Source organism: Mycobacterium sp. 663a-19 (assembly GCF_035616495.1).
In the GTDB taxonomy this organism is placed as follows: Bacteria; Actinomycetota; Actinomycetes; order Mycobacteriales; family Mycobacteriaceae; genus Mycobacterium.
Map to the genome: position 1 here is coordinate 349,165 of NZ_JAPJAV010000003.1, position 21,552 is coordinate 370,716.

The following is a 21,552-nucleotide window of genomic DNA, read 5'->3' on the forward strand; positions in this document are numbered from 1 at the left end:
CGTGTCGCCTACCGGTGTTCACACTCAATGCCGAGGATTCACACTCAACGTCGCGCCAGGGCCCGCAGGAAGAACGCCAAATTCGCCGGCCGCTCGGCCAGGCGCCGCATGAAGTATCCGTACCACTGCGAGCCGAACGGCACGTACACCCGGACCTGGTTGCCCGCGGCGGCCAGCCGTCGCTGCTCACCGTCGCGGATGCCGTACAGCATCTGGTATTCGAAATCGGCGGCACCGCGGCCGGTTTCGCGGGCCAGAGCGGGAACCGCGCCGATGATCGTCGGGTCATGCGAGGCCACCATCGGATAGCCCGATCCCGCCATCAGCACCAGCAGGCAGCTCAGGTAGGACTCGGCGATCGCGGCGCCACCGCGATAGGCCACCGACGCCGGTTCGTCGTAGGCGCCCTTGCACAACCGGACCCGCGCCCCGGCGTCGGCCAGATCCTTGCAATCGCCGAGCGTGCGACGCAGATAGGCCTGCACAACCGTGCCCAGCCAATCGAAGTCGACGCGCAGGTCACCCGAGATCGACAGCGTGGAGTCGGTGGTGGTGTGGTCTTCGGCGTCGACGGTGACCCAGACGCCCACCCGCTCGGCGCGCTCGCAGATGGTGCGGGCGTTCTCCAGCGCGATCTTGTCCCCGTCGCGATCCAGCGCCTGCCCGAGCGCAGAAAGCTTCACCGACACCTCCAGCGGCCGGACGCTCGACACATCGGCCCGCCGCCCCAGCGCGTCGAGCAACCCCAGGTACGCCCGCACCGTCGCCGCGGCGTCGTCGGCGTCGGTGACGTTTTCGCCCAGGTAGTCGATGCTGACGTAGCGACCGGAATCCCGCAGCGCCGCAACGATGTCCAGCACGCCCTCGAGCGTTTCCCCGGGCACGAAGCGGCGCACCACCTTGCGGGTGACCGGGGACCGTTCGACGGTGCGACGCAGCCGGTCGGCCCGGCTGGCCGCCAGCATCGCCGGCCGCAGGGTATGGGCGAACACGCCGGCCATCAATCGGCTTCCATGTGCGGGTAGCTGTGGTCGGTGGCGGGGACGAACGTCTCCTTGATGGTGCGGGCCGACGTCCAGCGCAACATGTTCAGCATCGAGCCTGCCTTGTCGTTGGTGCCCGAGCCGCGCGATCCCCCGAACGGCTGACGCCCCACCACCGCGCCGGTGGGCTTGTCGTTGACGTAGAAGTTCCCGGCGGCGAACCGCAGCCGGTTCTGCGCGGTCAACACGGCGTCACGGTCGTCGGCGATGATGGCGCCGGTCAGCGCGTAGCGGGACCCGGTGTCGATGACGCCGAGGATTCGCTCGTACTGCTCGTCGGGGTAGACGTGCAGCGACAGCAGCGGGCCGAAGTACTCGGTCGAAAACGATTCGTCGGTCGGGTCGTCGGACAGCAGCACGGTCGGGCGGACGAAATAGCCCACGCTGTCGTCGTATTCGCCCCCGACCGCGATGGTGACACCGGGCGCGCCCTTGGCCCGCTCGATGGCGTCGACGTTCTTGATGAACGCGCGGCGGTCGATCAGCGCGCCGCCGTAGTTGGTCAGGTCGGCGACGTCGCCGTAGCGCAGCGCGGCCGTCGCACCCAGGAAGTCGTCACCCATCCGCTGCCATACCGAATGCGGGATGAAGGCCCGCGACGCCGCCGAGCATTTCTGGCCCTGGTAGTCGAACGCCCCGCGAATCAGCGCCGTGCACAACACGTCCGGGCGCGCCGAGGCGTGCGCGACCACGAAGTCCTTGCCACCGGTCTCGCCGACCAGCCGCGGATAGCTGTGGTAGTGACCGATATTGGTGCCCACCTGGTACCACAGCCGCTGGAATGTCGCCGTCGATCCGGTGAAGTGGATACCGGACAGCCGCCGATCGGCCAGTGCCACATCGGAAACCGCGAAGCCGTCGCCGGTGAGCAGGTTGATCACCCCGGGCGGCAACCCTGCGGCCTCGAGCAGCTGCATGAGCAGATACGCCGACAGGGTCTGGGTGATCGACGGCTTCCACACCACGGTGTTGCCCATCAGCGCCGGCGCGGTCGGTAGGTTGCCCGCGATCGAGGTGAAGTTGAACGGCGTTATCGCATAGACGAATCCGTCCAGCGGGCGGTAGTCGCTGCGGTTCCACTCCCCGGGCCCGCTGACCGGCTGCTGGGCCAGGATCTGGCGGGCGAACGCCACGTTGAAGCGCCAGAAGTCGATCAGCTCGCAGGGCGCGTCGATCTCGGCCTGGTAAACCGACTTGGACTGGCCGAGCATCGTCGCGGCGGCGATCCTCTCCCGCCACGGCCCCGCCAGCAGGTCGGCCGCCCGCAGGAACACCGCGGCGCGCTCGTCGAACGGCATCGCCGCCCAATCGGGTTTCGCCGCCAGCGCGGCCTCGATGGCCGCGGTCGCGTCGGCGTGCACCGCGTTGGTCAGGGTGCCCAGCCGCGCGGCGTGCCGATGCGGCTGGACGACGTCGATGCGCTCGCCGTCGCCCATGCGGTGTTTGCCGCCGATGACGTGCGGGAGGTCGATCGGGTGGTCGGCCAGCGCGGTCAGTTCGGCCCGCAGCCGAGTGCGTTCGGGGGATTTGGGGGCGTAGTCGTGGACCGGCTCATTGGCCGGCAGTGGCACCTGGGTGATCGCGTCCATGTTGCCAGGATCCTCGCCACACCACGCGTTCTTATTAGCTGATCGGACAAGATAGAGCGGGCAGCGTAGTAGTATCGAACAACATGCAACTCTCTGGTGTCGGGCTGGGTCGGCTGCTGCTGGCGCTGGACGCGACGCTGGTCAGCCTGGTGGACGCGCCGCGGGGCCTGGACCTTCCGGTGGGCTCGGCGGCGCTCATCGATTCCGACGACGTGCGGCTGGGCCTGGCGGCCGCCGCGGGCTCGGCCGACGTCTTCTTCCTGCTGGGCGTCACCGACGACGAGGCGCTGCGGTGGATGGACAAGCAGGCGCGCGAGCGGGTGCCGGTGGCGATCTTCGTCAAGGGGCCGTCGGACGCCCTGGTGGCCGCGGCGGTCGCGGCCGGGTCGGCGGTGGTGGCCGTGGAGCCGCGGGCCCGCTGGGAACGGCTCTACCAGTTGGTCAACCACGTCCTGGAACACCACGGGGACCGCGGCGACCCGGTGGACGACTCGGGCACCGACCTGTTCGGCCTGGCGCAGTCGCTGGCCGACCGCATCCACGGCATGGTCAGCATCGAAGATGCCCAGTCGCACGTGCTCGCCTACTCGGCCTCCAACGACGAGGCCGACGAGCTGCGCCGCCTGTCCATCCTGGGCCGGGCCGGCCCACCCGAGCATCTGAAGTGGATCGGGCAATGGGGCATCTTCGATGCGCTGCGGGCCGGCGGCGAGGTGGTGCGCGTCGCCGAGCGACCGGAGTTGGGCCTGCGCCCGCGGCTGGCCATCGGGATCCATCAACCCGACGCCCGGCGGCCGCCCGCGTTCGCCGGCACGATCTGGGTGCAGCGGGGCTCGGCGCCCCTGGCCGACGACGCCGAGGAGATGCTGCGGGGCGCGGCGGTGCTGGCCGCACGGATCATGTCGCGGCTGGCCGCCCGGCCGTCCACGCACGCGCGGCGCGTGCAGCAGCTCCTGGGCCTGACCGATGACGAACCGGCCGACGTGGCCGCCGTCGCCGCCGAACTCGGCCTCGCGACGCACGGCAACGCCGCGCTGATCGGCTGGGACACCACCGACACCACAGACATCCCGGACACCGGCGCCCGTCCCGCCCGCCTGGCCGACGTCTTGGCGTTGAGCGCCAGCGCTTTTCGGCGCGACGCTCAGGTCGCATCGCACGGCTCGCGGATCTATACGCTGCTGCCGCAGACCCAGCCGCGGTCGGTCACCTCGTGGGTTCGCGGCACGATCGGCGCGCTGCGCACCGAGCTCGGCGTCGAGCTGCGGGCCGCGATCGCCGCGCCGGTTGCGAGCCTGGCGGAGGCCGCCGCGGCGCGCGTCGAGGTGGACAGGGTGCTCGACAGCGCTGAGCGACACCCGATTTCGGTCGGGCAGGTGACCTCGCTCGCCGAGGCGCGCACGACGGTCTTGCTCGACGAGATCGTCACCCTGGTCGGAGCCGACGAGCGGCTGGTCGATCCGCGAGTACGCGAGCTGCGTGAGCGGGATCCGGTGCTGGCCGAGACGCTGCTGGTCTACCTGGACAGCTTCGGCGACATCGGCGCCGCCGCGCAGCGGCTGCGAGTGCATCCGAACACCGTCCGCTATCGGGTGCGGCGCATCGAGAAGCTGTTGTCGACCTCGCTGGCCGACGCCGAGGCGCGGCTGGTGTTCTCGCTGGGGCTGCGGGCGCTGGAACGCTCGGCGTGACCCGTTGGGCAATGATTATGTTCAGCGTGAACGGAATTCGCGGTGTTCCGTCGATTTTCCGTGAGGTTATTCTTTCTCGATGGCAGTTGGCACCAACGGGGCGCGGCGCGTCGACGAACTGCGCCTGCTGGAAGCCGAGGCGGTGCACATCATCCGCGAGGTCGTCGCCGAGCTGGAGCGGCCGGTCCTGCTGTTTTCCGCCGGGAAGGACTCGATCGTGCTACTGCGCCTGGCGGAAAAGGCCTTTCGGCCGCTGCCGCTGCCGTTTCCGGTGATGCACGTCGACACCGGCCACAACTTCGACGAGGTGATCGAATTCCGGGACCGCAGGGTCACCGGCCACGGGCACAAGCTGATCGTCGCCTCCGTGCAGGAATCCATCGAAAGCGGCCGCGTGCCCGACCCGGGACCCGGGGCGTCGCGCAACCGGGCGCAGACCCGCACGCTGCTCGACGCGTTGGACGCCGGCGGCTTCGACGCGGCCTTCGGCGGCGCGCGCCGCGACGAGGAACGCGCCCGCGCCAAGGAACGAATCCTGAGCTTCCGCGACGAGTTCGGCCAGTGGGATCCCCGCGCTCAGCGACCCGAGCCCTGGTCGCTGTACAACGGCCGGATCAAAAAGGGCGAGCAGGTGCGGGTGTTCCCGCTGAGCAACTGGACCGAGCTCGACGTCTGGCGCTACATCCAGCTGGAGGGTCTCGAGCTGCCGTCGATCTACTTCGCCCACGAACGCGAGGTGTTCGAGCGCGACGGGATCCTGCTGGCGGTGTCGCAGTACGCCGGGCCGCGGCCCGGGGAAACCTCCGCCGTGGAGTGGGTGCGCTACCGCACCGTCGGCGACCTGACGATCACGGGGGCGGTGCGCTCGCACGCCACCGACATCGGCCGGGTCATCGTCGAGATCTCGGCGGCGACGGTCTCCGAGCGCGGCGAGACCCGCGCCGACGACCGCACCTCGGCGGCCGCGATGGAAGACCGCAAGCGGGAGGGCTACTTCTGATGTCCGCCGTAACGCGCCAGCTGCTGCGCATCGCCACCGCGGGATCGGTGGACGACGGCAAGAGCACCCTGATCGGGCGGCTGCTGCACGACACCGACAGCCTGCCGCTGGACCACCTGGAAGCCGTCACCGACGACGAGGGCATCGCCGACCTCGCGGCGCTGTCCGACGGCCTGCGCGCCGAACGCGAACAGGGCATCACGATCGACGTCGCATACCGCTTCTTCGCCACCGACACCCGCAGCTACATCCTGGCCGACACCCCGGGCCACGAGCGCTACACCCGCAACATGTTCACCGGCGCCTCCAACGCGCACGTGGCCATCCTCCTCGTCGACGCGCGCGCCGGGGTGCTGCGCCAGACCCGCAGGCACGCCCGCATCGCAAAGCTGTTGGGCATCAAGCACTTTGTCGCCACGGTCAACAAGATCGACCTCGTCGACTTCGACCGGGACAGGTTCACCGCGGTGGCGGACGAGCTGCAACAGCTCGCGGCGCGCCTCGGCGGGGTGGACATCACCGTCATCCCGATCGCCGCCAAGCACGGGGACAACGTCGTGCACCGCTCCGAGCGCACGCCGTGGTACACCGGTCCCACGCTGCTGGAATACCTGGAGGCCGTCGAACTGGCCGCGCCGCAGGCCGAGCCCTCGCGCCTGCGGCTCCCCGTGCAGTGGGTGTCGCGTCCGACCGCCCAGGCGCGCCGCCGCTACACCGGGCGCCTCGCGGCGGGAACACTCGCCGTCGGCGACCCGGTGGTGACGCTGCCCGCCGGCACCCGTTCGACGGTCACCGCGCTGGACACCCTCGATGACGAGCGCACGACAGCGGTTGCGCCGCTGTCGGTTTCGATCGAGCTGGCCGACGACATCGACGTGGGCCGCGGTGACGTGTTCGTCAGCGGCGCCGACGACGCGGTCCCGCCGGTGCTGGCCCGCGAGCTCGACGCGACCGTGTGCTGGTTCGCGGACTCGCCGGTGCGGGCGGGCGATCGGCTGGCGCTCAAGCAAACCACCAAGACCGTGCGGACCACCGTGCAGGAACTGCACACGAGGCTGGACCCGGAGACGCTCGACGAGCTCGACGGGCCGGTCGAGCTGGCGCTCAACGACATCGGCACCGTGACCCTGCGAACCAGCTCCGTCGTCATCGCCGACAGCTACGCCGACAATCGCGACTGCGGCGCGTTCATCCTGATCGACGAGGCCACCAACGACACCGTCGGCGCCGGCACGATCGTCGAGGCGCGCGAGGTCAGGCCGGGCAGCCATCCGCGCACCGATATCCGTTGGCATCCCTCCTCGCTGGACCGCGGTCACCGGTGGCGGGCCACCGGGCAGCCGGGCGCGACGATCTGGTTCACCGGCCTGCCCGCATCGGGCAAGTCGACGATCGCGGTGGCCGTGGAGCGCGCGCTGGTGGAGTCGGGGCGGGTGGCCTACCTGCTCGACGGCGACAACCTGCGCCACGGCCTGTCCGACGACCTGGGCTTCTCCCCGGGCGACCGCACCGAAAACATCAGGCGGGTGGGCCATTTGACGCGGCTGCTGGCCGACGCGGGCGTCGTCGCGCTGGCATCGCTGGTGTCACCGTTGAAGTCGGACCGCGAAATAGCCCGCGCCCTCAACGAGGCGGCCAAGCTGCCCTTCATCGAGGTCTACGTCGCCACGTCGCTGGCCGAGTGCGAAAAGCGCGACCCCAAGGGCCTTTACGCGCGCGCCCGCAGCGGCCAGCTGTCCGGCATGACGGGCGTGGACGCCCCGTACGAGCCGCCCGAGAACCCGGACCTGATCCTCGACACCACCAGCGCCGCCATCGACGACCTCGCCGCCCGTGTCATCGACCTGCTCGACCAACGCAGCCCGCGCCCGCCGGTCTAACCGCCGTCCCCGGACTCGGCCGAGGCACCGGGCCTGCCGGCCTTCGCCGGGTCCTCGATGATCTGATACATGGGATCGACCAACGACATTGGCCGGTTGCCGGTCTGCTTGGGCTTGCCGGTGATTCGCAACAGCTGTCCGGGCTGGATGTCGCCGCCGCCGTGCCCGGGACGGAACGTCACGCTGATCTCGCCGCTGTTGTCGCCGACGACGATCCACCGCAGCGTGCGCCGGCGTTTGGTGATGTCCTCCACCTGGTTCACCCGTCCCTCGAAGGTGGCGCGCTGCCCCGGGATCAGGCCGGCCACGGTGATCACCGACGGCGGCCGTTCGGGATGCTCGTATGCCGCGACTTCCTGGTCCTCGCTTTCGGAAACCCACGCCTCGACCTTGTCGAGTTCGCGCCCGATGCGTTGCTCGAAGCGTTCCGGGAACGCCTCCTTGATCCGCGACTGCACGTCGTACGGCACGATGGTCGCGGCGGCGTCGGGGATCATGCTGACCGCCCGCGCGATCTTGTCCGCGGTGCGGTCGTGCAGCAGCCGCCCCAGCAGCGGGGCGTATGTGCGACGCGGCAGCAGCACCGTCACGTTGGTGTCCGGATGCTCCTGGCGCGCCTTGGCGACGAGCAGCTGCGCGGCCCGATTGACCCGCCGGTCCGGGCAGTCCACGACCCGCAGCCGGGTGTCGAGTTCGTAGTGATCCCAACGCTTTCGCAACTGCGCGGCATGCGCGGCGTCCACCATGAAATGCACGGCGATGAGCTCGTCGGACCGTAGTCCCTTGCCGTATCGCAGCGCCTCGATCACCGCGAGGTCGACGGAGTTCACGAACACGAACACCCGGTGCCGGGCGTACTTCACCAGCTCTGGGTGGTCGGTGCGGAACATCTCGAGAATGGCTGCCTCCGCGCGATATTCGCGGTTCAGCCGTATCAGGATGAAGACCAGCACCGGGAAGACGACGACCACCAGCCACGCGCCCTCGGTGAACTTGGCGACCGCGAAGATGCCGACCACGATCGTCGACAGGATCGCCGCGGACAGGTTGATCGCCAATCGGTGGCGCCATCCCGGTTCGCGCTGTGTCAGATGGTGTCTGGTCATGCCGTAGCCGGCCATCGAGAAACCGGTGAACACGCCGATCGCATAGAACGGCACCAGCGCGCTGACCGAACCGCCGGTAGCCACCAGCAACGCAACCGACAGCGCGGTGAGGGTGATGATCCCGTTCGAGAACACCAGGCGGTGACCGCGTTTCATCAGCTGCCGCGGCAGGAATCGGTCCTCGGCGACGAAGCTGGCCAACGCCGGGAACCCGTTGAAGCTGGTGTTCGCGCCGGTGAAAAGGATTGCGGCGGTGGCCCCCTGAACCAGGACGAAGAAGATGTTGCCGATGGGTCCCTGGCCGAAGACCGCGCGCCCGACCTGGGACAGGACCGACGGATACTCGCTGACGTACGGCGTCGCGTGGGTGACGTACGCGAGGTAGGCGACGCCGGCCAGCAGGAACCCGAGGATGGCGGCCATCGCGGTAAGCACCCGGCGTGCGTTGACGCCCTGCGGCTTTCGGAAGACGTCGACGGTGTTGGAGATCGCCTCGACCCCCGTCAACGACGAGCCCCCGTTGGCGAACGACCGCAGCAACACCAGAACCGTTGCGCCCATTACCAACCCGTTGCCCTGGTGCACCGGCACCGTGCCGGGCATCTGATGCGGGTCGTATACCGGTAGATCGCCGAAGATCACGCGCGCAACGCCGACCACGATGGTCAGGCCGATCATGATGATGAACGAATACGTCGCGATCGCGAACGGCATGCCCGCTTCCTTCAGGCCGCGCAGGTTCGCGTAGCAGATGAAAAGCACGACACCGACGGTGATTTCCAGGCTGTAGGGACCCAGCACGGGGACCGCCGACACCACCGCGACCGTCCCGGCCGCTGACTGGACGGCGACGGTCACGACGTAGTCGATCAGCAGCGCCGCGGCGGCGACCTGCGCCACCCGCGGCCCGAAGTTCTCCCGCGCCACGATGTAGGAACCGCCGGCCCGGGTGTAGGCCATCACGACCTGCCGATACGACGCGGCCACCAGCACCAGGATCAGCAGGATGACACCGGTGACGGGGAGCAGCAGGGCGAACGCCGCCAGCCCGGCGTGCGGCAGCAGCTCGATCAGGATCTGCTCCGGGCCGTACGCGGTCGACGAGATCGCATCGGGCGAAAGTGCGCCGAGCGCAACCGGGTTAGACAGTTTTTCGGACGTCAGCTCCTCGGTGATCAGTGGCTTGCCCAAGAAGATCCGCTTTGCCACGTCGCCGACAGTCAGTGGGATGCGCAGCTTGGCAGTCGAAGTTGTCACAACCACATTCCTTACCCGAGGTCGAAGCGCTGGCACTTGGGTCTCGCCTGCGATGAATTCTGCCGCCCACCTCCGCCGGCGCGACAGGGAATGGGCTATCAGGCCGCGACGGGTGCGGTGAGCCGGCCCACGGCGGCGGAAATGCGCTCGTCGGTGGCGGTCAGCGCGACGCGCACATGCTGCGCGCCGGCCGGGCCGTAGAACTCGCCGGGCGCCACCAGGATGCCGCGCCGGGCCAACCACGCGACGCTGTCCCGGCACGGCTCGCCGCGGGTGGCCCACAGGTACAGGCCGCCTTCCGAATGGTCGATCACGAAACCGGCCGAGCGCAGCGCGGGTGCCAGCGCGGCCCGCCGCCGGGCGTATCGCTCGCGCTGCAGCCTGTCGTGCGCGTCGTCGTCCAGCGCGGCCACCATCGCGGCCTGCACCGGCGTCGGCACCATCATGCCGGCGTGCCTGCGCACCGCCAGCAGCTCGGCGACCAGGCCGGGATCCCCCGCGACGAAGCCGGCCCGGTATCCCGCCAGCGACGAGCTCTTGGACAGCGAGTGCACCGCCAGCAGCCCGGTGTGGTCGCCGTCGCAGACCGACGGGTGCAGCACCGACACCGGAGGTTCCGGTCCCCAGCCCAAACCGAGGTAGCACTCGTCGGAAGCCACCACCACACCGCGCTCGCGCGCCCAGCCGACCACCTTGCGCAGGTGGTCGGGGCCGAGCACGCGCCCGGTCGGGTTGCTCGGCGAATTCAGGTAGATCAACGCCGGGGATTGCGGGCCGAGCTGGGTCAGCGAGTCCGCGCGCAGCACCTGCGCTCCGGCCAGCCGGGCGCCGACCTCATAGGTGGGATACGCCAGCTCCGGCACCACAATCGCGTCGGCGGCGCCCAGGCCCAGCAGGGTCGGCAACCAGGCGATGAACTCCTTGGTGCCGATCACCGGCAGCACGGCATCCGCGCCGAGCCCGGTGATGCCGAAGCGGCGGCCGAGGGCCGCCACCGCCGATTCCCGCAGCCGCGCGGTGCCGGCGGTGGCCGGGTACCCGGGCGCGGCGCTGGCGGCCGCCAGCGCCTCCCGGATCACGGGGGCGACCGGGTCCACGGGGGTGCCGACGGACAGGTCGACGATGCCGTCGGGATGCACCCCGGCCAGCGCCTTCGCGTCGGCCAGGGTGTCCCAGGGGAACTCCGGCAGGGACGCCGAAACCGGCATCCCGGGCTGCCGCGGCACCGGCCCGCTCAGTCGCCCTCGCCCTGCGGGGGCAGGTCCTTGACCACTTGCGGGTCGTTCTCGGTCATGCCGACCTTGGCCGCACCGCCCGGCGAGCCCAGCTCGACGAAGAAGTCCGCGTTGATCTGCGTGTATTGGCTCCACTGTTCGGGCACGTCGTCTTCGTAGTAGATCGCTTCGACGGGGCAGACGGGTTCGCAGGCCCCACAGTCGACGCACTCGTCGGGGTGGATGTAGAGCATGCGGGCGCCCTCGTAGATGCAGTCGACCGGGCACTCCTCGATGCATGCCTTGTCCTTGATGTCGACGCAAGGTTCGGCGATCGTGTACGTCACAGACGTCTCCTCAAGTCTTCTCCGGGTACTGCTTCCAGTACTGCTCGATGTGGGCTGCCGTTCGCCTCGCCGCGGCGCGTGAAGGCCCGCAACAAGCAAAGCTTTCGGTTACTGATACTAGACGTTGCACATACACGTCAACTACTCGGCACGCCCTGGAGGACTGGCGTTCTGAAAACCTAGTTTGCCTGGAGGCCCGGGGCGGCATCAAAGCGCCGTCGAAGCGGGCGCCGCACTGGCGGCCAAGCTGTGAGTCGGATTAGCGTTTTCGCCCAATATCGCGATGCCACTGGGTCTTTGACCTGCAAAGAGTTACATGCCGGGCATGACGCTCGATAATTATCGCGATGGGAGAGTGCTCAGCGGGCCTGGTAGCCTCAACGAAGACGGCAAACCGCTGAGCAGATGTCGTCGCCGTCAATAGCGGTGCACTAACTGGGGAAGGTGTCCATAAATGATGAGGCTGTCGTTGGGCAAGTTGGCTGCCGCAGTTGGCGGCGCGGCCGTGGCGCTGAGCGCCGCGACCGGGGTCGCATCGGCCGATCCGATCATCGATACAACTTGCAACTACGGGCAGGTGATGGCGGCGCTGAACGCGACCGATCCGGCCACTGCCGCGCAATTGAACCAATCGCCGGTGGCGCAGAACTACCTGCGTCAGTTCCTGGCGTCACCGCCGCCCAAGCGCGCGCAGATGGCCGCGCAGATCCGGGCCATGCCGCAGGCGCAGCAGTTCATGGGCACCATCGAGAACGTCGCCGGCGTCTGCAACAACTACTGAGCCGAGATAGTTCAGTAGCCGCCCAATAGCCGGCGCACGCGACCCAGGGTCGCGGCGCCGGCTCGGCTGCAGATCCTGGACGGGTCGCCGGGCCGGCGGCCCCACAGCAGCAGGACTCGCGCCGCCGCATCGGTTTCCAGCGTCGCCGCGCCCACCGCGTCGGTGAATTCGACGGTGGTGCGCTCCGCGTCCGCGCTGAGGAAGACGTCGTCGGTGTCGGGAACCCGCAACCGGGCCTCGATTCGTTCACCCGGCTCCAGTTCCTTGGCGCCCTTGGCGAGCAACGGGCGCCCCACCGCGACGACGCTGTGCGTGGTCATCCATGGCTCGGCCAGCGCCGCGCGGAAGGCGCTGACATCGCAGTCTCCGGTGATGTCCCAACCGTGCAGGACGAGTTCCTCGCGCATGTGCTCGGCGAACCAGGGCACCTTCATGCTGCGCCCGGTCCAGGCCACGTCGGCGTCGGCGGGCACCCCGTCGGCCGCCGCGGCGACCTCGCTCAGGGTGGCCATCCGGTCGAGCAACGCGTCCCACAGGTCCGCATCGCCCAGCGCGCGCAGCGGGCCCTCACGCTCCTCGAAACCGCGGGTGGCAACGGATTCGCCCGCCAGGTGCGCGCCGAGCACCCGGGCGAGTTCCTCGGCGTTTCCGGCCTGATGGGCCACGATGTCTCGCACCGTCCACGCCTCACACCAGGTGCCCGTGTCGGGCCGGCGCGCTTGCACCGCGTCCGCGAAGGGCTGCCATTCGGGGAACCGGTCGGTATCGATTCGTCGCCGCACAGCATCGGTGTACCCACCCGCGCGCCGATAACGCCGCGAGCGTGCACAGAATGCCGCGTTAACCCGCGTGTCGCTGTGCAGACGCGCACGCTCGGCGAAGGGGCGGTCAGGCCGCCCGCGGTGCGTAGTCGGTGGTGCGCTGGCGCGCGGGGCGCCCGATGCCCTCGGCGATCGCGATCAGCTCGGCCACCGTCTTGGCCGACCCGTGTTCCGAGCCGGCCATCCGGGAGATGGTCTCCTCCATCAGCGTGCCGCCCAGGTCGTTGGCCCCGCCGTTGAGCATCACCTGCGTGCGCGTCACGCCGAGCTTGACCCAACTGGTCTGGATCTGGGAGATGCGGCCGTGCAACATGATTCGCGCCAGCGCGTGCACCGCCCGGTTGTCGCGGTGGGTGGGCCCGGGGCGGGCCGCGCCGGCCAGGTACAGCGGCGAGCTCTGATGCACGAACGGCAGCGGCACGAACTCGGTGAAACCGCCTGTGCGGTCCTGGATTTCGCGCAGCACGTTGAGGTGGCCGACCCAGTGCCGGGGGCTGTCGACGTGCCCGTACATCATCGTCGACGACGACCGCAGACCCACCTCGTGCGCGGTGGTCACGATCTCGATCCACAGCGACGTCGGCAGCTTGCCCTTGGTGAGCACCCAGCGCACCTCGTCGTCCAGGATCTCGGCGGCGGTGCCGGGGATGGTGTCCAGGCCGGCCTCCCGCAGGCTGATCAGCCACTCGCGGATGCTCAGCCCGCTCTTGGTCACCCCGTTGGCGATCTCCATCGGGGAGAACGCATGCACGTGCATCGACGGCACCCGGGCCTTGACGGCGCGGACCAGTTCGGCGTAGCCGGTGACCGGCAGCTCGGGGTCGATGCCGCCCTGCATGCAGACCTCGGTGGCGCCCTCGACGTGCGCCTCCCAGGCGCGGTCGGCGACCTCCTCGGTGGACAGCGAGTACGCGTCGGCGTCGCCCTTGCGCTGCGCGAACGCGCAGAACCGGCAGCCGGTGTAGCAGATGTTGGTGAAATTGATGTTGCGGTTCACCACGAAGGTGACGTCGTCGCCGACCGCATCCCGGCGCAACGAATCGGCCAGCGCCGCAACCGCTTCCAGCGCGGGACCGTCGGCGGTCGCCAACGCCAGGTACTCGTCGTCGGTGCAGCCGGCGGGGTCACGTTCGGCCGAGCGCAGCGCGGCCAGCACATCGGTGTCCAGGCGTTCCGGCGCTTTTGCGCCTTGCGCGGCGAGCTCGTGCACGTGCGCGCGTATCGATTCCCAATCACCGAACGCGCTGTCGAGGTCGCTGCGGGTTTCGGTGTTGCGGCCCTCTGTGTCGATCGCCGCGTTGAGGTCGATCCGGCCGGCCGACTCGACGTCGTCGGGCTCCTGCCAGGGCATGCCGACCGGGTTGACGTCGCGGGCCAGACCGGTCACCGGATCGGCCAGCGCCGCAACGTGCCCGCGCACCCGCGGGTCGATCCACGCCGCGCCCGCCTGCACGTACTTGGGCTGCGCGGTCAACCGCTGCACCAGGTCGTATCCGGCTTCGGCGGTGACGGCGGCCAGCTCGTCCAGGGCGGGCCAGGGCCGTTCCGGGTTGACATGGTCGGGCGTCAAAGGTGAGACCCCGCCCCAGTCGTCGACGCCGGCGGCCACCAGCGCCAGGCACTCGTCGCGGGACACCAGGTTCGGCGGCGCCTGGATGCGCATGCCGGGGCCCAGCACCAGCCGCGCGACGGCGATCGTGGCCAGGTAGTCCTCGATCCCGGCGTCGGGGTAGCCGGCCATCGCGGTGTGTTCCTTGGCCCGGAAATTCTGCACGATCACTTCTTGGACATGCCCGAATTCCTTGTGCGACTTGCGTATCGCGTGCAGGGTGTCGGCCCGCTCGGGCAGCGTCTCGCCGATGCCGACCAGCAGCCCGGTGGTGAACGGAATCGACAGCCGCCCCGCGTCGGTGAGGGTGCGCAGCCGGACGGCCGGATCCTTGTCCGGGCTGCCGTGGTGCGCAAGGCCTTTCGTCTCGAACAGCCGCCGCGACGTCGTCTCGAGCATCATGCCCATCGACGGCGCGACCGGCTTGAGCCGCGACATCTCCGACCAGCTCATCACGCCCGGGTTCAGGTGCGGCAACAGCCCGGTTTCCTCCAGCACCCGGATCGCCATCGCCCGCACGTAGGACAGCGTGGAGTCGTAGCCTCGTTCGCCGAGCCAGTCGCGGGCCTCCGGCCACCGGTCCTCGGGCCGGTCCCCCAGCGTGAAAAGTGCTTCCTTGCAACCGAGTTCGGCACCCCGGCGGGCGACGTCGAGGATCTCGTCGGGCTCCATGTACATGCCGGCGCCCCGGGCCCGCAGCCTGCCCGGCACCGTGACGAACGTGCAGTAGTGGCAGCTGTCGCGGCACAGGTGGGTGACCGGGATGAACACCTTGCGCGAATAGGTGATCGGCAGCCGGCCGCCGGGGCCGCGGCGCCCGGCCGACTCCAGGCCCGCGTCGCGCACCCGCGCGGCGCTGGCGCACAGGTCGGCCAGGTCGGCGCCGCGCGCGGTCATCGCGACGGCCGCCTCGTCGATGTTCAGGGCGACGCCGTCGCGGGCGCGCCGCAGCACCCGTCGCAGCGCCGACGGGCTGGGCGCCGAAATGGCCGCAGCTGGAACGACAGGGCTTGGCAAAGCGGTGGACTCCGGAGTCAGCGGCACGTTGGTGTAACTTCCCCACGATCGAATTTCATCCGCGCGTCCCAACATGTGGAACCTTGGCAGCCTTGCTCGGTGCCATTGCGCAACAGTAGCGCCAGGCCGGGTCCGGCCCGCGCCCGCGGTCCCGGCGGGAAATCCCATCGCCCGTCAGCGCCGCAGGCCGTACCGCCCCAGCACCAATACCGGCGGCACGACACCCAGCACGAGCAGTATCAAAGCCCCGTAGGCCATCAGCCCCTTGCCGCCCAGGATGACGTCGTCGGCGGGACCGCCCATGCTGATCGCCGCCACCGTGAGCAGCCACGTCCACAGCGGCAGCGCGGCCACCCGCGGCGACGTGGTCCACCGCCCGGCGGCCCAGACCAGGGCGGCGTTGACCAATCCGCTGATCAATGCGCTGATGGGAAACGGGATGGTGCCGATATAGATCGGCAGCAGCAGGGCCCCGGCCAGTGCGGACAGCACCCCGTCGACAGCCAGGAGCGCCAGGACGACGACGCGAATTGCGGGGTCTGTGGTGCCGCTGTCTTCGACGGACGCGGCGCGCGGTTTGGTTTCGGTCAGGTCGGGACGCTGTCGATATTGGAGAGGATGGAGCCGATAACCCATTGCAGGCTGTCCAGCCGGTCCTGCCAGTGCTGCAGGTTAGGGTCCAGGTCGGGGTCCATGCGAAGTCCTTCCGTGGCTGCCTTGTCGCAGCCTACCGCGTGCCGGATCCGTTGAGACCCAGTCCCGCGAGCAGATCCGTCTCCCAGCCGCGCTCGTCGCGATCCCCCGCCGCGCCCGCGACCAGGACGTAATGCTCGTCGGCCAGGATCGGCAGCGCCATGTTGTTCGACAGGGCGCAGGCCCGGCCGGTCGGGCCGACCACCACCTGGGTTTCGTGCGCGGCGAGCGCCGCGGTCTTGGCAGCGAGGGCGCCCGGGCCGGCCTCCACCACGGCGTCGATGTCGGAGTCCGGATAGCCGAAGTCGAACTCGTCGGCGGGCGGGATCGTCCACCCGGGCAGCAGGTCGTCGCGGCTCAGCGCCCGCCAGCCCGCCGTGAACGCGCGTTCCGCGATGACCGACCAGTAGAACTTCGGCACCGTCCACGGCTCGCCGGGATAGTCACCGGTGCCGGCGGCGGCCACCGCGGCCGTGGTGACCGCGTGGGTGTGGACGTGATCGGGATGCCCGTATCCGCCGTTGGGGTCGTAGGTCGCCACGACGTGCGGGCGCCGCTCACGAATGATGGCGACCAGCGCGCCGACCGCCTCGCGTTCGTCGGCGTCGACGAACCTCTGCTGTCGCCGTGGCGCGGTCCCGGCCATCCCGGAGTCGCGCCAGCGGCCCGCACCGCCGAGGTAGACGGGCCCGGCGACGCCGAGCGCGCGCAGCGCCGCGGTCAGCTCGCCGACCCGGTATCCGCCGAGTTGGTCCGCGTGGTCGACGGCGAGCCGGGCCCAGCGGTCGCCGATGACCTCGCCCTCCTCGCCGAGGGTGCAGGTGACCACGCTGACCTGCGCGCCGCGGGCGGCGTAGTGCGCGATGGTGGCCCCGTTGCTGAGGCTCTCGTCGTCGGGATGCGCATGAACGAACAGCAGCCGCGGGGTCTCGGGCATTAACGCACCCTACCCGCGGGCCGATTCGGCGACCGTTCCTCGGCGTTAGCGCGGTGGATAGGAACGCGTGCGGCTACTATCGAGAAATGCCGCAGCTCACACAGAAGAACGGCAGCCGAAGCCGCCGCAGGGGCGAGGTCCTCGAACGCGCGCTCTACGAGGCCACGCTGGCCGAACTGACCGAGGTCGGATACGGCGGGCTGACGATGGAGGGGATCGCGGCGCGCGCCCACACAGGCAAGGCCGCGCTGTACCGCCGCTGGGCGACCAAGTGCGAGCTGGTGCACGCCGCGCTGGTCTTCGCGCTGCCGCCGGTGCCCGAGCCGCGCTCGGGCCGCTCCCCCAGGGAAAACCTGCTAGCGATGTTCACCGCCCACCGCGACATGCTGGCCGGCAAGACCGCCTTTCCCGGCCTGGACATCATCCAGCAGCTCCTGCACGAGCCCGAGATGCGTGCCATCTTCGCCGACGCCGTGGTGGCCCCGCGCCTGAAGATCGTCGAGGCGATCCTGCGATCCGCCGTCGACTGCGGCGACATCGACCCGGCCACCGTCACGCCGCTGACCGCGCGCGTCGGGCCGGCGCTGATCAACCAGCACTTCCTGCTCACCGGGGAACCGCCGAATCGGCGAGAGCTCGCGCTGATCGTCGACACGGTGATCCCGCCCCGAGCGACGCAGGCACCCGCCGGCTAACAGCCCACCGGCGAAAAGCCTTGTCAGGGCCCGGTTTTGATCCACTGCCCGGCGTCGCCGACGATGCCGACCGGGACCGCGCCGGACAGGCTGACGTTCTGCACGCTGGGCCCCGCCGCGACGATCGTCGTGTCCTGCAGGATCGGCAACACGGTCGACATGTTCCACAGCCGCGGTTCGACGGCCGTGATCACGTCGTTGATGCTCTTGGTGCCGTTGAGGGCGGCGTCGATGTTCGACTGGATGCTGCGATCGCAGATCCCGGTGAGGTTCGACGGGGCCTGCACCAGCGCGCCGGGGTCGGGCGGGCGGCTGGGCGGGGTCGACGTCGGCGTCGTGGCGGGGGTGCCGGGCCCAGCGGGTTGCGGCGGGGCGGCGGGTGAGGGAGCCGGAGCGTTCGCGGTGGGCACCGCCGTCGCCTCCAGCGCGGGGCAGCCGTAGCGCGAGGCCAGCAGGGTCGCCAGGTTCCCGCCCGCCGGGTGCCAGCCGACGATCGCGTCCACCTCGTTGTTGTTGAGCGCGTCGCGGTACAACTTCACCGGGTCCAGCGCCAGCACCGTCGCGGCGATGCCGACGTTGCGCAGCTGGTCGGCGGCCGTGTTGGCCACCGCGACCGCGGTCCCGTCGTTCGCCGCCACCCCGATCACCAGCGACAGCTGCTGGCCGTCCTTGCTGATCCGGCCGCGGATGACTTCCGGCGGCCCGGTGCTCACCGGCGGCGTCGCGCTGGGCGGCGGCGGCACCGGTGACGCCGACGTGCTGCTCTCGACCTGGTATCCGGACGCCGTCAGCAACGCCAGCGCCGCCGGTGTCGTCATCGCGGGTGGTGCGGTCGGCTCGTAGCCGGGGTCGCTGGGCGACCGGATCTGGGCCTGGTCCAGCGTGACGGTGTTGTCGCTGCCGGCGCCGACGGCGGCGAGCAGGTCGACGTCGAGCAGCCCCAGGATCGCCTTGCGGACCTGCGCGTCGGCCAGCTTGGGCACGTTGGCGCGCAGCGTCAGCTGCATCACCCGCGGCGTCACGATCCGCGCCGTTCGCACGTCGGGGATGGCGGACAACTGCGCGAAGGCCGCGGACCCGCCGTGCACCTGGGCCACCTGGGTGTCGCCGTTGCGCACCGAGTCGGCCAGCGCCGCCGGGGCCCCGGCGCGGCGGAAGAGAATCAGCGCCGGCTTGGCCGGCGGCCCCCAGTAGCGGTCGTTGCGGGCGATCAGGATCTCGTCGCGCTGCGGGTCGATGTTCTCGACCCGGAACTGCCCGCCGGTGACGGGCAGCGCTCGCGCCAGCCCGGCGGCGAAACCGCCCGGCACGTCCTTGACGATGTGCGCCGGCAGGATGTTGCTGAACAGCTCCTTCCACGCCGGATACGGCTGTGCGAAGGTCACCACCGCCTGCTTGCCGCCCTCGAGCGACTGCACGCCGGTGATGAGGTCGTACCCGGCCGGGTCGACCACCCCCGGCTGGCTGACCATCTGATGCCACAGGTACCAGAAGTCGTCGGCCGCGATCGGGGCGTTGTCGGTCCACTGCGCCTCTGGCCGGATCTTGTAGGTGACCGTGAACGGGTTCTGGTTGGTCACCTCCGCCGACACCAGCAGGGTGGGATCCATCTCCCAGTGCGAACCCGTCGGCGTCCCGGGATCGGGCACAGGCCGAAATGCGCTGGGCAACACCAGCGCGCTGATCGCCGCGTTCACCGGGGACAGGTCGGACAGCAGGTGCGGGTTGAACCCGGCGCCGATCGAGTCGATGCCCATGATGATCTGGGTGGGCCGCTGCGGCGGCGGCGGCGAGTTGTGGGGCGTGTCGGTGCTCTGCGGCGCCGGCGGGGGGCTGACCGTGCACGCCGCGACCGCAAACCCGATCACCGAGACCACACCGACCATCGTGGAGCCGACCCTCACGAAGAAGCGGCGTGGTCGTCTCGGCACGCCCAACAGGGTATCGAGCACCCGCACAGCAACGCCCCCGACCACGCGCGGCCTAGCCCCTGGCCTTCGCCCGCGCCCGGCTGCGCGCCCGGGCGGTGGCGTCCAGCTCGACCTTTCGGACCCGCACCACCTCGGGGGTCACCTCGACGCATTCGTCGGGCGCGCAGAATTCCATGGCCCGCTCCAGGTCGAGCTCGAGCGGCTTGGCCAGCGTCTCGATGACGTCGGCCGTCGACGATCGCATGTTGGTGAGCTTCTTCTCGCGGGTGACGTTGATGTCGAGATCCTCTGGGCGCGGGTTGATTCCGACGACCATGCCCTCGTAGGTCTCCTGGCCGGGCTCGACGAAGAACTGCCCGCGATCGGCGAGCTGCAGCAGCGCGAACGGCGTGATGGTGCCGGACCGGTCGGACACCAGCGACCCGGTGTGCCGGGCCCGGATCTCCCCCGCCCACGGCCGGTATCCGTCGAACACGGCGTGGCCGACGCCGGTGCCGCGGGTCTCGGTGAGGAAGTCGGTGCGCCAGCCGATCAGGCCGCGGCTGGGCACGACGAAGTCCATGCGGACCCAGCCGGTGGTGTGGTTGGCCATCTCCACCATGCGGCCCTTGCGCGCGGCCATCAGCTGCGTGACCGCCCCGACGTACTCCGCCGGGCAGTCGATGGTCATCGCCTCGAACGGCTCGTGCAGCCTGCCGTCGATGGTCTTGGTGACCACCTGCGGCTTGCCCACGGTCAGCTCGAAGCCCTCCCGGCGCATCTGTTCGACGAGCACGGCCAGCGCCAGCTCGCCGCGGCCCTGCACCTCCCACGCGTCGGGCACGCCGATGTCGACGACGCGAATCGACACGTTGCCCACCAGTTCTTGGTCGAGCCGGTTGCGCACCATCCGCGCGGTCAGCTTGTGGCCGGCCACCTTGCCGGCCAGCGGCGAGGTGTTGGTGCCGATGGTCACCGAGATCGCCGGCTCGTCGACGGTAATGCGCGGCAGCGCAACGGGATTCGTCAGGTCGGCCAGGGTGTCGCCGATCATGATCTCCGGCAGGCCGGCGACAGCGACGATGTCGCCCGCGACGGCTTCGTCGGTGGGGCGCCGTTCAACCCCCTCGGTGGCGAGCAGCTCAGTGATCTTGGCCGTGGCGGTGCCCCCCGCGCGGATCCACGCGACCTGCTGGCCCTTGCGGATGCGCCCGTTGTAGATGCGGATCAGCGCCAGCCGGCCCAGAAAGCTCGACGCGTCGAGGTTGGTGACCAGCGCCTGCAGCGGCGCGTCCGGGTCGCCCTTCGGCGGCGGCACATGCTTTTCCAGCACCGCGAACAGCGGGTCCAGGTTGGTCCCGTCGGGAACCTGGCCGTCGGGCGGCCGCGTGGTGCTGGCCACCCCGGCCCGCCCGGACGCGTACAGGGTGGGCAGGCCCAGGGCGTGCTCGGCGGCCGCGGCCGCCTCGTCGTCCAGGTCCGACGCGACGTCGAGCAACAGGTCGTGGCTGGCCTCGACGACCTCGTCGATGCGGGCGTCGGGCCGGTCGGTCTTGTTGACGACGAGGATCACCGGAAGGTGGGCGGCCAGCGCCTTGCGCAGCACGAACCGCGTTTGCGGCAGCGGGCCCTCGGACGCGTCGACCAGCAACAGCACCCCGTCCACCATGGACAGGCCGCGCTCCACCTCGCCGCCGAAATCGGCGTGCCCCGGGGTGTCGATCACGTTGATCACCGTCACGGTCCCGTCCGGGTCGTGACGGTGCACGGCGGTGTTCTTGGCCAGGATGGTGATGCCCTTCTCCCGCTCCAGGTCGCCGGTGTCCATCACGCGTTCCTGTACCTCGCCGCGCTCGTGCAGCGCGCCGGACTGCCGCAGCATCGCGTCGACCAGCGTGGTCTTGCCGTGGTCGACGTGGGCGACGATGGCGACATTGCGGAATGGCACGTCGGTGATTCTGG

Annotated in this window: 16 protein-coding genes; 5 read left to right on the forward strand and 11 right to left on the reverse strand. The window is 70.1% G+C overall.

All coding sequences use genetic code 11. The features are described from left to right. Positions 1–44 precede the first annotated feature (44 nt). Positions 45–1,001, reverse strand: a complete 957-nt coding sequence (locus tag OQ968_RS08275) for a proline dehydrogenase (protein ID WP_324676513.1) — start codon at positions 999–1,001, stop codon at positions 45–47. Beyond that, complete coding sequence (gene pruA / locus OQ968_RS08280) at positions 1,001–2,632, reverse strand: L-glutamate gamma-semialdehyde dehydrogenase (protein WP_324676516.1); 1,632 nt, start codon at positions 2,630–2,632, stop codon at positions 1,001–1,003. The genes OQ968_RS08275 and pruA overlap by 1 nt, the downstream gene beginning before the upstream one ends. A gap of 83 nt (positions 2,633–2,715) precedes the next feature. Here pruA and OQ968_RS08285 point away from each other — a divergent pair, with 83 nt between their 5' ends. The 3 genes from OQ968_RS08285 (at position 2,716) to cysC (ending at position 7,203) form a co-directional block, all read left to right on the forward strand. Next, positions 2,716–4,323 carry a PucR family transcriptional regulator gene (locus OQ968_RS08285; RefSeq protein WP_324676518.1) on the forward strand — a complete coding sequence of 536 codons (1,608 nt, stop codon included), beginning with the start codon at positions 2,716–2,718 and terminating at the stop codon, positions 4,321–4,323. A 79-nt stretch (positions 4,324–4,402) separates the two neighbouring features. Then, positions 4,403–5,323 carry a sulfate adenylyltransferase subunit CysD gene (gene cysD, locus OQ968_RS08290; protein WP_324676520.1) on the forward strand — a complete coding sequence of 307 codons (921 nt, stop codon included), beginning with the start codon at positions 4,403–4,405 and terminating at the stop codon, positions 5,321–5,323. After that, a complete protein-coding gene (cysC, locus tag OQ968_RS08295; protein ID WP_324676523.1) occupies positions 5,323–7,203 on the forward strand; it encodes an adenylyl-sulfate kinase in 1,881 nt (626 codons plus the stop codon). Before cysD ends, cysC begins: the two co-directional genes overlap by 1 nt. Here cysC and OQ968_RS08300 read toward each other — a convergent pair. The 3 genes from OQ968_RS08300 to fdxA form a co-directional block, all read right to left on the reverse strand. Further along, a complete protein-coding gene (locus OQ968_RS08300; protein ID WP_324676525.1) occupies positions 7,200–9,566 on the reverse strand; it encodes an APC family permease in 2,367 nt (788 codons plus the stop codon). The two genes, cysC and OQ968_RS08300, sit on opposite strands and share 4 nt — an antisense overlap. A gap of 98 nt (positions 9,567–9,664) precedes the next feature. Further along, on the reverse strand, positions 9,665–10,774 hold the full coding sequence (dapC, locus tag OQ968_RS08305; RefSeq protein WP_324676527.1) for a succinyldiaminopimelate transaminase: 1,110 nt from the start codon (positions 10,772–10,774) through the stop codon (positions 9,665–9,667). A gap of 26 nt (positions 10,775–10,800) precedes the next feature. Next, positions 10,801–11,127 carry a ferredoxin gene (fdxA, locus tag OQ968_RS08310; protein WP_007168467.1) on the reverse strand — a complete coding sequence of 109 codons (327 nt, stop codon included), beginning with the start codon at positions 11,125–11,127 and terminating at the stop codon, positions 10,801–10,803. Positions 11,128–11,584: 457 nt separating this feature from the next. Between fdxA and OQ968_RS08315 the strand changes: the two genes are divergently transcribed. Then, on the forward strand, positions 11,585–11,908 hold the full coding sequence (locus OQ968_RS08315; protein ID WP_324676694.1) for a hemophore-related protein: 324 nt from the start codon (positions 11,585–11,587) through the stop codon (positions 11,906–11,908). A gap of 11 nt (positions 11,909–11,919) precedes the next feature. Here OQ968_RS08315 and OQ968_RS08320 read toward each other — a convergent pair whose 3' ends face one another. The 4 genes from OQ968_RS08320 to mshB all read right to left on the reverse strand — a co-directional run bounded on the left by OQ968_RS08320 (position 11,920) and on the right by mshB (position 16,985). Beyond that, on the reverse strand, positions 11,920–12,690 hold the full coding sequence (locus tag OQ968_RS08320; protein ID WP_324676531.1) for a maleylpyruvate isomerase N-terminal domain-containing protein: 771 nt from the start codon (positions 12,688–12,690) through the stop codon (positions 11,920–11,922). A 106-nt stretch (positions 12,691–12,796) separates the two neighbouring features. Beyond that, positions 12,797–15,430 carry a bifunctional FO biosynthesis protein CofGH gene (locus OQ968_RS08325; protein WP_324676533.1) on the reverse strand — a complete coding sequence of 878 codons (2,634 nt, stop codon included), beginning with the start codon at positions 15,428–15,430 and terminating at the stop codon, positions 12,797–12,799. Between the two features lie 99 nt (positions 15,431–15,529). Next, positions 15,530–15,991 carry a hypothetical protein gene (locus OQ968_RS08330; protein WP_324676535.1) on the reverse strand — a complete coding sequence of 154 codons (462 nt, stop codon included), beginning with the start codon at positions 15,989–15,991 and terminating at the stop codon, positions 15,530–15,532. A 91-nt stretch (positions 15,992–16,082) separates the two neighbouring features. Continuing rightward, entirely contained in the window at positions 16,083–16,985 is a 903-nt protein-coding gene (gene mshB, locus OQ968_RS08335) for an N-acetyl-1-D-myo-inositol-2-amino-2-deoxy-alpha-D-glucopyranoside deacetylase (protein ID WP_324676537.1), read from the reverse strand. Between the two features lie 86 nt (positions 16,986–17,071). On the opposite strand from mshB, the gene OQ968_RS08340 reads away from it, so the two are divergent. After that, a complete protein-coding gene (locus tag OQ968_RS08340) occupies positions 17,072–17,680 on the forward strand; it encodes a TetR/AcrR family transcriptional regulator (RefSeq protein WP_324676539.1) in 609 nt (202 codons plus the stop codon). 23 nt (positions 17,681–17,703) lie between these two features. On the opposite strand, the gene OQ968_RS08345 is transcribed toward OQ968_RS08340, so the two are convergent. Together OQ968_RS08345 and typA are read right to left on the reverse strand one after the other, a co-directional pair. Next, positions 17,704–19,617 (reverse strand): ABC transporter family substrate-binding protein, encoded by a 1,914-nt coding sequence (locus OQ968_RS08345; protein WP_324676696.1) that lies wholly within the window; start codon positions 19,615–19,617, stop codon positions 17,704–17,706. A 46-nt stretch (positions 19,618–19,663) separates the two neighbouring features. Then, positions 19,664–21,538: a translational GTPase TypA gene (gene typA, locus OQ968_RS08350; RefSeq protein ID WP_324676541.1), complete on the reverse strand. Its 1,875-nt coding sequence runs from the start codon at positions 21,536–21,538 to the stop codon at positions 19,664–19,666. Positions 21,539–21,552: the final 14 nt, after the last annotated feature.

What these genes read in the sequence shown, in the direction of transcription:
- dapC (WP_324676527.1), bottom strand. Translation starts at nt 10,774, where the DNA reads ATGCCGGTTTCGGCGTCCCTGCCGGAGTTCCCCTGGGACACCCTGGCC.
- cysC (WP_324676523.1), top strand. Translation starts at nt 5,323, where the DNA reads ATGTCCGCCGTAACGCGCCAGCTGCTGCGCATCGCCACCGCGGGATCG.
- OQ968_RS08315 (WP_324676694.1), top strand. Translation starts at nt 11,585, where the DNA reads ATGAGGCTGTCGTTGGGCAAGTTGGCTGCCGCAGTTGGCGGCGCGGCC.
- OQ968_RS08275 (WP_324676513.1), bottom strand. Translation starts at nt 1,001, where the DNA reads ATGGCCGGCGTGTTCGCCCATACCCTGCGGCCGGCGATGCTGGCGGCC.
- pruA (WP_324676516.1), bottom strand. Translation starts at nt 2,632, where the DNA reads ATGGACGCGATCACCCAGGTGCCACTGCCGGCCAATGAGCCGGTCCAC.
- cysD (WP_324676520.1), top strand. Translation starts at nt 4,403, where the DNA reads ATGGCAGTTGGCACCAACGGGGCGCGGCGCGTCGACGAACTGCGCCTG.
- mshB (WP_324676537.1), bottom strand. Translation starts at nt 16,985, where the DNA reads ATGCCCGAGACCCCGCGGCTGCTGTTCGTTCATGCGCATCCCGACGAC.
- OQ968_RS08340 (WP_324676539.1), top strand. Translation starts at nt 17,072, where the DNA reads ATGCCGCAGCTCACACAGAAGAACGGCAGCCGAAGCCGCCGCAGGGGC.
- OQ968_RS08285 (WP_324676518.1), top strand. Translation starts at nt 2,716, where the DNA reads ATGCAACTCTCTGGTGTCGGGCTGGGTCGGCTGCTGCTGGCGCTGGAC.
- OQ968_RS08325 (WP_324676533.1), bottom strand. Translation starts at nt 15,430, where the DNA reads ATGTTGGGACGCGCGGATGAAATTCGATCGTGGGGAAGTTACACCAAC.
- OQ968_RS08330 (WP_324676535.1), bottom strand. Translation starts at nt 15,991, where the DNA reads ATGGGTTATCGGCTCCATCCTCTCCAATATCGACAGCGTCCCGACCTG.